At 64.8% G+C, this 12,328-nt stretch carries 8 protein-coding genes; 5 read left to right on the top strand and 3 right to left on the bottom strand.

What is annotated here, in order from left to right; translation table 11 throughout:
* Positions 1 to 181: 181 nt before the first annotated feature.
* Positions 182 to 1,660, bottom strand: a complete 1,479-nt coding sequence (locus tag MJ601_RS17115; protein WP_242128609.1) for a carboxylesterase/lipase family protein — start codon at positions 1,658 to 1,660, stop codon at positions 182 to 184.
* Positions 1,661 to 1,788: 128 nt separating this feature from the next.
* On the opposite strand from MJ601_RS17115, the gene MJ601_RS17110 reads away from it, so the two are divergent.
* The 5 genes from MJ601_RS17110 to MJ601_RS17090 all read left to right on the top strand — a co-directional run bounded on the left by MJ601_RS17110 (position 1,789) and on the right by MJ601_RS17090 (position 8,357).
* A complete protein-coding gene (locus MJ601_RS17110; RefSeq protein WP_242128607.1) occupies positions 1,789 to 2,670 on the top strand; it encodes a helix-turn-helix domain-containing protein in 882 nt (293 codons plus the stop codon).
* A 192-nt stretch (positions 2,671 to 2,862) separates the two neighbouring features.
* Positions 2,863 to 3,327, top strand: a complete 465-nt coding sequence (locus tag MJ601_RS17105) for an aminoacyl-tRNA deacylase (RefSeq protein ID WP_242128603.1) — start codon at positions 2,863 to 2,865, stop codon at positions 3,325 to 3,327.
* A 157-nt stretch (positions 3,328 to 3,484) separates the two neighbouring features.
* Positions 3,485 to 5,698: a catalase/peroxidase HPI gene (gene katG, locus MJ601_RS17100; protein ID WP_242128601.1), complete on the top strand. Its 2,214-nt coding sequence runs from the start codon at positions 3,485 to 3,487 to the stop codon at positions 5,696 to 5,698.
* Between the two features lie 124 nt (positions 5,699 to 5,822).
* Positions 5,823 to 5,981 (top strand): hypothetical protein, encoded by a 159-nt coding sequence (locus MJ601_RS17095; protein ID WP_242128599.1) that lies wholly within the window; start codon positions 5,823 to 5,825, stop codon positions 5,979 to 5,981.
* A 387-nt stretch (positions 5,982 to 6,368) separates the two neighbouring features.
* Positions 6,369 to 8,357 (top strand): M13 family metallopeptidase, encoded by a 1,989-nt coding sequence (locus MJ601_RS17090; RefSeq protein ID WP_242128597.1) that lies wholly within the window; start codon positions 6,369 to 6,371, stop codon positions 8,355 to 8,357.
* 193 nt (positions 8,358 to 8,550) lie between these two features.
* On the opposite strand, the gene MJ601_RS17085 is transcribed toward MJ601_RS17090, so the two are convergent.
* Both MJ601_RS17085 and MJ601_RS17080 read right to left on the bottom strand, forming a co-directional pair.
* The gene (locus MJ601_RS17085; RefSeq protein WP_242128594.1) at positions 8,551 to 9,108 is read right to left on the bottom strand and encodes a hypothetical protein; all 558 of its coding nucleotides are present in this window, start codon (positions 9,106 to 9,108) and stop codon (positions 8,551 to 8,553) included.
* 531 nt (positions 9,109 to 9,639) lie between these two features.
* A complete protein-coding gene (locus tag MJ601_RS17080) occupies positions 9,640 to 12,312 on the bottom strand; it encodes a GAF domain-containing hybrid sensor histidine kinase/response regulator (protein ID WP_242128592.1) in 2,673 nt (890 codons plus the stop codon).
* Between the last annotated feature and the right edge of the window lie 16 nt (positions 12,313 to 12,328).

Below are 12,328 nucleotides of genomic sequence, written 5' to 3'. Positions count from 1 at the left end.
GGGCCATCTATGGGGGTCCGGAGATTCGGGCAACCCCTAAAATGACAGTTTTTGGAAATTTCTCGAAAAAGATCGGGAAAATGGCTCTATCCCATTGAATTGAGGCGATTGCCTTGAAGGCGTCCGGCTCCGCCCGTCCGCCGGAAGCCTGCCAGCCCGTTCATGATGAGGGAACCCACCATCAGGGGAGGAAGGGCGCCGCAGGCATGGGCGCTTCATCGATCGCCTCCCCCCGCGCGAGTTGATAGACCTGCCGGTCGTCGCGGCTGAAGGCGCGCCAGGGCAAGGCGCCGGACTTGGCGAAGTCGACCCAGATGCGGTGCACCCGGTCGGCCAGCGCCTGCGGCGGCGCCTCGCCCAACACGCCGCGCGGGCCGGTGGCGCATGCCAGCGTGTCGAACACGAAGGGCAGTTCGACCGCATGGGCCGCGCCCAGCCCGCCGAACAGGGGAGAGCGCCATTCGAACTCATACATATGGGTGCGGCCCCGATGCTCCTCGGCAAAGCGGCGGGCGGGCCAGCGGAATACCAGATCGTGCAGCGCATCGGTGAAGACATGGCCAGGCTTCACGCCCCTTGTCCCCATGCCATAGGCGTTGAGCACCTTGCGCGCCTGCGGCTGGCATCGATGGACGGCATAGGTGGCGGCCAGGCGCCCGATGGTTTCGCGAATCCGGGTCGGAACGAAATAGAGGTTCATCTCCTCCGCATTGCTGCCGATCAGCAGGTCGACCTCCGCCCCCGCGCCCTGCTTCAGCGCGTCGAGCGGCTTGTCGGGCAGCACATCGTCGCCATGGACGGGGATGAAGCGGCTGATCCCGAACACCGGCTCCCGCCCATCGGCGTCGCGCAGGTCGAGGGGCGTGGTGGGCAGGTTGACCGTCTCCACGGCGTCCAGCATCGCGCCCGGCTCGATCGAGCGGAAACCGGCTTCGTCGGGCGTGATGCGCAACAGTTGCGCCAGCTTCTTCACCAGCCGCTGCGCAACGCCGATATCGCGGGTCATCCCGCCATGGCCGCTCTGGACGATGGCGCGGCGGAACAGCCCCCTGGCGCGGGGCGAGGTCATGAGGTTGGCGATCGAAAGGCCACCCGCCGATTCGCCGAGGAACGTGACATTGGCCGGATCGCCGCCAAAGGCCGCGATATTGTCCCGCACCCATTGAAGCGCGAAAATCTGGTCGCGCAGCCCCAGATTGGTGGGGATGCCGGGGATGGGCAGGAATCCCTCCACCCCTAGGCGATAGTTGATCGCCACCATCAGCACGCCGTCGCGCGCAAAGGCCGCGCCGTCCTGCACCGGCGCATCCTTGGACCCCAGCACCCAGCCGCCGCCATGGATGAAGACCATCACCGGCAGGCCGCTCTGCGCGCCAGCCGGTTTCCAGATGTTGAGCGCCAGATAATCCTCGCCCGGCACCCAACCATGGCCGACCAGCGCATGGACGTCCAGCCCGCGAAAGCCGCGAATCCTCTGCGGCGCATTGGGGCCGGGTTCGTCGGCCTGGCGCACGGCATCCCACCGCGCATGCGGCTGCGGCAGGGCAAAGCGCAGCGTCCCGGCGGGCGGCGCGGCATAGGGAATCCCCAAAAAGCGCGTGACGCCATCCTGGGTGATGCCGCCCACGGCGCCCGAACGGGTTTCGACGATTTCCTTCATCTTTGCTCCTGCGTCCCGATTGTGCGGGCAGGATAGAGACAGGACGCCGCCCTGGGGAGCCGAAATAAGATGCCGGACGGGCACCCTTGCGCCCGAAACGCCACGGGGGCATAGATGGACGATCCACCATGACCCCAAGCGCCGTCCCCAGCTTCTATCTTTATGGCGAACCCCAGCGCAGCGTGGCCGAGGGCTTCGTCCATGTCGAAAGGCTGGACGACCGGTCCCGCCCCAGCGAATGGACGATCCGCCCGCATGTCCACCGCGACCTCAACCATATCATCCTGATCGCCGAGGGCGGCGGGCGGATGCGGGCGGAGGCGGAGACGGTGCATTTCGAGGCGCCCTGCCTGCTGCTAGTTCCGGCGGGCATCGTCCATGGCTTCGGCTGGCACCGGGAATCGCGTGGCTGGGTGACGACCATCGCCGACAGCTATCTGCACCATCTGCTGGAGCGCGACGCGGATATCCCGGCCCTGTTCCGGCGCCCCCATGCCGTCACGCTGCGCGCCGAGGACGGCCGCGAGGCCGAACAGGGAATAGAGCGGATGGCGCGCGAACTGGGCTGGGCCGGGCCGGGGCAGCGGGCGGCGGTGGAGGCGGCGCTGCTGTCGGTCATGGTGCTGGCGCTGCGCCATGGCGCGCTCGCCCGGCAAAGCCATGGCGGCAGCGCGCGGCAGGCAGCCCTGGTGGCGCGGCTGCGCGAACGGATCGAGCAGCGTTTCCGCCAGCGCGAACCGGTGACGGACCATGCGCGGGCGCTGGGCGTCAGCCTGACCGCGCTGCGCCAGGCCTGCGCGCAGGTGGCCGGAACGTCGCCTGCGACGATGCTGGATGAACGGACATTGCTGGAGGCGCGGCGGTTGCTGCTTTATTCCAACCTCTCCGTGACGCAGGTGGCCTATGCCGTCGGGTTCGAGGACCCTGCCTATTTCTCCCGCTTCTTCGCCCGCCATGTCGGGCAACCACCGCGCGATTATCGGTCGGCCAGGGAAAGGCGGCGGTCCTGACCCTGGCGGCGGCAAAGCTGCGCCTCCCCGTTGGTTATCGGGCCGGAATCTGCTATTCTTGGCGTCATTGGATGGCACAGGCCAGATCCGCTCCCCGACCGGCGCCCGCTTGAGGTTCGGCGCCCGCCGCCGACGTCCGGCTGGCCGTGCCCCCCGGCATGGACCGATACAGACGGGCCGATGGAGGTTGGCATGGCGATTTCCCAGAAACTGCGCAGCTATATGGACCGCTGCGGAACCCGGTTCGACGAGTTGATGCACGAACCCGCCGCCGAAATGGCGCGCGCCGCGCAGGCCGCCCATCTCCCCGGAGGGCAGGTGGCGAAGGCAGTGCTGGTGCAGGCGGGCGACGAATATATGCTGGCCGTCCTGCCTTCGTCCAAGCATGTCAGCTTCAACTTCCTGCAACAATGGCTGGCCCGCGACGTGAGCCTGGCGGAAGAACATACCACCGCCGCCCTGTTCCCCGATTGCGAGCTGGGCGCGATCCCGCCGGTGGGCGCGGCCTATGGTCTCAAGACGATCATCGACGACGACATGCTGATGGACCGGGATGTCTGGTTCGAGGGCGGGGACCATAACACGCTGGTCCATATGGATGCGGCCAACTGGAAGCGCCTGCAAAAGGGCGCGGGGCATTTCGCCTTCAGCATCTGAAACACGAAAGCGGGTGCCCGGCGGCGCCCGCTTCATGCAATTAATTCCATACTGTTATCGGAAAAATAACATGGCCCGGACGGTTCACCGACGATCCGCCATGGCCTAAGGTCAACGGGCGAAAATCGTCGTTGGAGAAGCCGAAAGGAAAGGTGCAATGGACGCGAAGACGAGTGACCCGCTGGGCTGTCCGATGAAGGAACCCGCAGCGCTGCGATCGCTGCTGGGGCGGACCAACAGGGACTGGTGGCCCAACCAGCTCTCGCTCGACATCCTTCAGCAGAACGGACTGTCGGGCAATCCGCTGGGCGATGATTTCGATTATGCCACGGCGTTCAGGTCGATCGACTATGACGCGCTGAAGCAGGATCTGACGGCGCTGATGACCGACAGCCAGCCCTGGTGGCCGGCCGACTATGGGCATTATGGCCCCTTCTTCATCCGCATGGCATGGCATTCGGCGGGCACCTATCGCACCGGCGACGGGCGCGGCGGCGCGTCCTTCGGCACGCAGCGGTTCGCGCCGCTCAACAGTTGGCCGGACAATGCCAATCTGGACAAGGCGCGCCGCCTGCTGTGGCCGATCAAGCAGAAATATGGGCAGAAACTGAGCTGGGCGGACCTGATGATCCTGGCCGGCAATGTCGCGATCGAGTCGATGGGCGGGCCGGTGTTCGGCTTTGGCGGCGGCCGCGCCGATGTGTTCGAGCCGGAAAAGGACATTTATTGGGGTACGGAGGAGCAATGGGTCGGCCAGGAAGGCAACCAGACCCGCATCCAGCCCGACAAGAATATGGTGCTGGAAAGCCCGCTCGCGGCGATCCAGATGGGCCTGATCTACGTCAATCCGGAGGGACCGGGCGGCCATCCCGATCCGCTGCAATCCGCCCGCGACATTCGCGAGACCTTCGAGCGGATGGGCATGAACGATGAAGAGACGGTGGCCCTGACGGCCGGCGGCCATACGTTCGGCAAGGCGCATGGCGCGGGCGACGCGGCGAAGGTCGGGCGCGAGCCGGAGGGCGCGGACATCGCGCTGCAGGGGCTGGGCTGGCAGAGCAGCTTCGAAAGCGGCGTGGGCGATCATACTATCACCAGCGGCATCGAGGGCGCGTGGACCCCGACCCCCATCACCTGGGACCACAGCTTCTTCCACATGCTGCTCGACTATGAATATGAGCTGGTGAGGAGCCCGGCGGGCGCCCAGCAATGGCAGCCGGTGAACCAGAAGCCGGAGGATCTGGCGCCGGGCGCGCACAGCCCCGGCAAGCGGCTGCCGACGATGATGACGACGGCCGACATGGCGTTCAAGATGGACCCGGAATATCGGAAGATTTCCGAACGCTTCCGCGCCGATCCGGCCGCCTTCGCCGACGCCTTCGCCCGCGCCTGGTTCAAGCTGTGCCATCGCGACATGGGGCCGAAGTCGCGCTATCTGGGGCCGGAAGTGCCCGCCGAGGACCTGATCTGGCAGGATCCGATCCCGGCCGTCGACCATCCGCTGGTGGACGCGGGCGACATCGCCGCGCTCAAGCAGAAGATATTGGCGTCCGGCCTTGGCGTCGGGGAACTGGTGCAGACGGCCTGGGCATCGGCGTCGACCTATCGCGGGTCTGACCATCGCGGCGGGGCCAATGGCGGGCGCATCCGGCTTGCCCCGCAAAAGGACTGGGCCGTCAACCAGCCCGAGCAGCTTGGCCGCGTCCTGGGCGTGCTGGAGACAATCAAGGCGGAGTTCGACGGCGCGGGGGCGAAGAAGATTTCGCTCGCCGACCTCATCGTGCTCGCCGGATCGGCAGCGGTCGAAAAGGCGGCGAAGGAGGGCGGCCACGCGGTGGAGGTGCCCTTCACCCCCGGCCGCGCCGACGCCTCGCAGGAACAGACCGACCCCGGCAATTTCGCGGTGCTGGAGCCCAAGGTCGACGGCTTCCGCAACTATGCGCCGGTGCCCTACAGCGTCCCGACCGAGGAACTGCTGATCGACCGCGCCCAGCTATTGGGGTTGAGCGCGCCGGAAATGACGGTGCTGGTGGGCGGCCTGCGCGTGCTGGGCGCCAATCATGGCGGCTCCCGCCACGGCGTATTCACCGACAGGCCGGGCGTGCTCGACAATGCCTTCTTCGTCAACCTGCTCGACATGGGGACGGCGTGGAAGGAAACGGGCAAGGACGAGTTCACCGGCACCGACCGCAAGACCGACCAGCCCAGATGGACGGGCACGCGGGTCGATCTGGTCTTCGGATCGAACTCGCAATTGCGGGCGTTGTCGGAGGTCTATGCCTCCGCCGACGCGGGCGAGAAGTTCGTGAAGGACTTTGTCGCCGCCTGGGTCAAGGTGATGAACGCCGACCGCTACGACCTGGCAGCCTGAGTGAGCGGTGGAAGGCCGTTCCCCCTGATCGGGGGGCGGCCTTCGCCGACGGGGGGGTAAGCTTTCCGGCCAATTGCGATGGCCGCCATTTCATGCGAAAATCGCCTCCTGCGGGAGACGCGCCATGCACGACTATCTGAAAGACGCCGCTGACGCCGCCGATCTTTCGGACGCGCAACTCATCGCCATCTTCCGGCAACTCCGCGACCGGGACCGTCCCACCGGCTTCGAACAGGCCGTGCTGGACGAACTGAAAAGACGGCATCTGACGCTTCCGGAATGACGGAGATGGGTGGACGGGAGATGGTCCGCTGTTGAGCGAGTCATGGTGGTAAGGCGACATAATTCGCTGTAGGCCAAACCCGTGACCAGGCCATGGATGATCGCGCTTTGGGCTTTTACAGTCACGTTGGCAGGTTGGTTGCTGTTCGATGGCCAGCGCCTTGCTGCAGCGGAAGCGATAGGCACAGCATTATTCTGGGAAGCAATCCATCGTCTGTTTGCAACAAGGACACCGAACAGAGTGGGTAGTGGCATCGCCGGTTGGCGCATCCAATACTTGCCCTAGAGGCTTGTGTGGACGGCCCCCTCTTGCAAGGGTTTAGATGGTGATCGTCAGCCACCCGGAGGAAAAGTGAGCGTCCGACACAGCTTCTACCATGGCACAATGATGGGTGCGTTGGCATTCGCGTCGGTCGCGCTGGCTTCGATTGCTCTCGGTGGCAACGGGATGGAGAGGTCCGGCTTTGATACATCCTGCATGGATCGCCGGGCGCGTCCGGGCAATGACTTCTACGCTTATGCCAACGGCGACTGGGAAAGCCGTACCCCGATCCCGGCGGACCGCGCCAGTGTGGGGACGATTGGCGCGCTCGACGATCGCAGCCGGGATCAGGTGCACGCCATCCTCGAAGAGGCCAGCCGTGACCCGGCCAGCCGCATGGGCATCGCCTTCCGGACCTTTCTCGATCTCGGTCAGATCGATCGGGTCGGCCTGACGCCGGTCGCGCCGCTGCTGGCGCGGCTTCGCGCGATTTCCACGTCGCAATCCTATGTCGCCGCAGCCGGGGAAGCGGGCAGGCGTGGCGTTGCCCTGCCGATCGACTTCAAGGTCGAGCCCGACGATGGCGACCCCGATCACTACGCCTTGGTCGTGTCCCAGTCGGGACTCGGAATGCCCGACCGCGACTATTATCTGTCGGATGCTCCGGCAATGCAGCAGGCGCGTGACGCGTATCGCCGGTATCTGGGAACGACGTTGAGCCTGGCGGGCGTTTCCGACACGCCCGCGGCCGCCGAGCGATTACTGGCCTTCGAGACGGCAATCGCGAAGGTGAGTTGGACGGCGGCGGCGAGCCGCGACGCGCAGCGGACCTATAATCCGACGGTTTTCGATGCCGCCGGGTCCAGCGGCGAGCCTTATCCTCTGTCCGTCCTGATCCACGCGCTGGGGTTTCGGACCGGCCGTGCCATAATCCGCCAGCCCGATGCCGTTGCCGGCATCCTGCGTCTGATGGGCGCTGCTGAGATCGAAACGCTGCGGAATATGCTCATCGTGCGCACGATGCACCGATACGCCGAGGTGCTTCCGGCTGACATACGGGACAGCGACTTCGCGTTTTACGGCCGCGTCGTCGATGGGACCGCTACCCCCGAACCGCGCTGGCGGAAGGCGGCCGGGTTCGTGCTTGATGCCATGCCTGACGACATCAGCAAAATCTATGTGGCGCGGCATTTCTCCGCAGGCACCCGCGCGGCCGCGCAAGCGATGGTGGACGATCTCATCGCCGCGTTCGGGCGGCGCATCGATGCCGCCGATTGGATGACGCCCGTGACAAAAATCCGAGCGCGCCGCAAATTGGCGTCATTCAAGGCCCAGATCGGCTACCCTGGTCGCTGGCATGATTATGCTGGGCTCGTGATGCGGCAGGGTGACGCCTTCGGCAACGCCGAGCGCGCGGCGATCTTCCAGCACGACTGGGAGGCAGCGAAGGTAGGGCGGCATATCTACCGATGGGAGTGGAGCGCGACGCCGATGACCGTCGATGCCTTCGCCAACTATCCGAAGGTCTCGATTGTCTTTCCCGCCGCCATTCTGCAGCCACCATTCTTCGACCCGCACGTCGACTCGGCCGTCAATTACGGCGGAATCGGAGCATCGATCGCGCACGAGATGACCCATCATTTCGACGATCAGGGCGCCAACTATGACGAAAGCGGGCGGCTGCGCTCCTGGTGGTCGCCGGGTGACCGCACCGCTTTCGAAGCGCGGACGGCTAAACTCGCCGCGCAATACGACGCCTACACGCCGCTGGCCGGCCTGCACGTCAACGGCAGGCTGACGCTTGGCGAGAATATCGCTGACCTAGGGGGCCTCGCCATCGCCTACGATGCCTATCACGCATCCCTCAAGGGAAAGACGCCGCCGGTCATCGATGGTCTTACCGGCGACCAACGATTTTTTCTCGGCTGGGCGCAAATCTGGCGGCTGAAATATCGTGACGCCGACCTTCGCCGCCGTCTCCTGACCAATCCTCACGCACCAGCTCCGCAACGAGTATGGACCGTGCGGAACCTTGACGCCTGGTATGCGGCTTTCAGCGTCGTGCCGGTCGACCGCCTCTTCCTGAGAAAAGAGGATCGAGTACGCGTCTGGTAGCGTTCCGTTTTGCTCGGGCTGCTCTTCCCGCCTGGAACTGGACCAGCGGCTTTACAGTACCCATGACGTTTCGCAGCGCGCGATGACGATGCCGGGGTGGGTAGCGTAAAGGCAGCTTCCGAGTGCTACGGCGCGAAAACGGACCGAAGCCATCATCGTAATGCCAGCGAAGCCTCACCTGCAACGGCGCAAATCAATACACTCTGAGAGAGCGTAACGCGGTTCTTGCTCCAGCTATTATATCCCTGTTCTCATTTAACTTGTCGAGGTGAAATAATACCTGCCACTGCGCGCCCGCCTCAACAAATGTCGTCCCGCACGAAACAGCAAACCGGATGTTCTTTCGGTTGCATAAGACGGCACCCCAAGGTCGATTTACAATATAGAGCTCCCCGCTCTGCGCTCCGTGGATCAGCAAACGCACATTGGGAAACGAAGTGGCGTGTTGACCGATATGGCGCTGCCTCGTTCCGGCGCGATGGGTTCGATTGTACTCTTCGTTAAATTCTAATTTGATGCTGGCTTTGGTAAGGCGACCATCCTCAGACTGTCCGACAGCGAAATTCACATATGTGTCGCCTTTATTTCGATTGTCGACCATCGCCTCATGAGGAAAGCGGTAGGTAGCTTCGCCAACTTTTAGGACAGTTGGTTCTCGCGAACCGCAAGCGGCAAGGAGCGTCGCAACTGCAATGGCGAATATTTTGTTTCGCATCGTTCTGCCTTCAGTTTCCGGGCAGCGATTAAACATTGCGCCTTGAAAATATGTTACTTTTCTCGCAAAAGTTTATTTGGTGACCGCTTAGAGAAAGCGTGGATCGCAAGCTAATGTCTTAAAATGGTCGATTCTGTTGAAAAACTCCGCCCTCAGTTTTTCGTCGCAATTATTGATTGCTCGGCCCCGGCTTCGCACACGAATGATTCACCATCTGCGGGTTGGACGGATGATTGTTGCGCAAATTTCCGCGATAAGTTCTCGTTGAAAAGTTTTTCAACAGAATCGGTCGTAACCCGCCACCTCACTTTTTCCTGTCCTACAATCCCCCTCCCGCGCTAGATGGGGTAACGGGCTGGTCCTCCACCGGCCGCTCAAATCCGGCCGGTGGAGGACCAGCCCGTTACCCCATCTAGGCTTCGCTCGGCTCTTTGACAATTGAACATAATCTGTTGGAAGCAAGACCGGAAACAGCGCTTTCCTGCGCCTCTATCGTGTCACCTATGTCACCCAAATCCTGCAGGGGCGGCATGGACCACGGTGACCGCAAAGGGCGAAGCCGGCCCGTCATCCATCCAGCAAATCCCGGATGTGCCGGGCCAAGTCCGCCAGGGCGAAGGGTTTGGGCAGCAGCGCGATGCCGCTTTCCAGCCGCTGGCCGCGCAGGAAGCCGTCGCGGGTATAGCCGCTGGTGAACAATATCTTCAGCCCCGGCCGCAGCGCCCGTGCCCGTTCGCCAAGGTCGCTGCCCGACATGCCCGGCATCACGACGTCGGAGAATAGCAGGTCGATGGCCCTCTCCGGCTGCTCGACCAGCGCCAGGGCGGCCGCACCGTCGGCCGCCTCCAGCACGTCATAGCCAAGCTCGCGCAGGATTTCCGCCGAATAGGCGCGCACGCCGTCATCATCCTCCACCACCAGGATGGTTTCGCCGCGTGCCGGCCCGATCGCGGCGCCCCGGCCGCGCGCATCGTCCCGCCCGGCCACCGCTCCGGCAAGACGCGGCAGGTAGAGCTTGACGCATGTCCCCTGCCCCTCCTGCGACTGCACCTCGATGGAGCCGCCCGACTGCTTGACGAAGCCATAGACCTGGCTCAGCCCCAGCCCGGTGCCGCGCCCGATTTCCTTGGTGGTGAAGAAGGGTTCGAAAATCTTGTCCAGCGTCGCCGCCGACATGCCCGTGCCGGTATCGGTCACCGCCACCATCACATAGTCGCCCGGCGTCACATAGGGGTGCCGCGCCACATAGGCCTGGTCGAGACGCACATTGGCCGTCTCGATGGTCAGCGTGCCGCCGCCGGGCATGGCGTCGCGCGCATTGACGGCCAGATTGAGCAAGGCATTCTCGATCTGGTTGGGGTCCGCCTCCACCGCCCATAGCTCCGGCTGGGCGATCGTTTCCAGCCGGACCAGCTCGCCCAGCGAGCGCTGGAGCAGTTCGCCAAGGCCTGCGACCATCTGCCCCAGGTCGAGCGGCTTGGGCGAGAGCGGCTGGCGGCGCGAAAAGGCCAGCAGCCGCTGCGTCAGCGTCGCCGCCCGCTCCGCGCCCTTCATCGCACTGGCGACCGCGCGCCGGGCCTTTCCCACGTCCTGGCCCGCGCCCTCCGCCTTTTCCAGCGCGCGCCCGGCCAGCTCGATATTGCCGCCGATCACCGTCAGCAGATTGTTGAAATCATGCGCGATGCCGCCGGTGAGCTGGCCCACCGCTTCCATCTTCTGGGCCTGGCGCAACTGGTCCTCTATGGCGCGCTTTTCGGTGAGGTCGCGCGTCACCTTCGCGAAGCCGATCAGGCGGCCATCATCGTCATGGATCGCATCGACAACGACGCTGGCCCAGAATTCGGAACCGTCGCGCCGCACCCGCCAGCCCTCCGCCTCGAACCGCCCGGCCACCGCGGCGACGCCCAATGCCCGCGCGGGTGCCCCCTCCTCCCGGTCGGCCTGCCGGTAGAAGGCCGAGAAATGCCGGCCGACAATCTCGTCCGCGGCATAGCCCTTGATCCGTTCCGCCCCGGCATTCCAGCTTGTCACGATGCCATGGGCGTCCAGCATGCAGATGGCATAGTCGGTCACGCCCTGCACCAATATGCCGAAGCGCTGCTCGCTTTCCTTCAGCCGGTCGAAGGCGCGCCGGATGTCGGCGGTGCGCGCCTCGATCCGCTGTTCCAGCGTGACGTTGAGCTGGCGCAATTCCGCTTCGGCGGCGGTGCGGGCGGCGATTTCGTGCCGGGCCTGGGCGTGCAGCCGGGCATTGTCGATGGCGGTGGCGGCGTGGCCCGCAATGCCTGCCATGATCTTTTCATGTTCGGCGCTGAAGCGGCCCGGCTTCGGGTGGCCGAAGAACAGGCCGCCATGCACTTCGCCGCTGTGCGATACGACCGGCACCGCCAGATAGCTGACCACCGGCAGATGGCCCTGGGGCATGCCGTGATGGGGGGCGCTGAGGCCATAGCGGGGGTCGAGCCGGATATCGTCGGACCGGACGATCCCCTGTCCCGTGAATGTCGTCGCGAACAATGCCGTGTTGCGGGGCATTGGCAATCCGGCAAAGGCATTCCGCGGCGCGCCGGAGAGGCTGTAGAGCATGTAGCTTTCCCCGTCCTCCGCCACGCGATTGTAGAAGAAGGCGCCGAATTCCGCGCCGGTCAGTTCCACCCCGGCATCGGTGACGGTCTGGACGATCCGTTCGAGATCCTGGTCGGCGGCCACCGCCGCGCCGGTCTGGTTGACGATTTCGAAGGATGTCTGGAGCGACACGTTGCGGATCGCCGCCGCCACCAGCCGCGCCAGTTGCCCCAGCAGTTCCACCGCGAAGTCGGCGGGCGCGCCGGTCCTGTCCCAATAGGCGCCGATGGCCGCTTGCGTGACGCCGGTGTCGACCGGCATCATCACCAGGCTCTGGACGAAGGTGGGGCGATAGGCGTCATGGGGAATGCGCGGGTCGGCGTAGATGTCGGGGACGATCGCCGGTTCGCCGTGCATCATCACCCAGCCGGAAATGCATTGGGTGAGCAGGAAGCGCTGCCCGGCCCAGAGCGGCGCGACCGCATCTTCCGCGACATAATGGCAATGATCGCCCTCGGCCAGGACGAAGGTGATGCCCTGCGCGCCGATGATGGTGCGCGCGGCGGTGCGCACGACCTCCACCACGTCGTCCAGCGAACGCGCCTGCGCCAGCCGCTCCGCTGCGGCGAAGAGGCGGGGCCATGGCGCCGCGATATGATCCCCCATCTTGTTCATCGACAATAGCGATTCC

This window comes from Sphingobium trunci, assembly GCF_022664535.1.
Taxonomy (GTDB): domain Bacteria; phylum Pseudomonadota; class Alphaproteobacteria; order Sphingomonadales; family Sphingomonadaceae; genus Sphingobium.
Note: the sequence above shows the minus strand (reverse complement) of the source record. Positions and strands in the feature narration are given on the sequence as shown.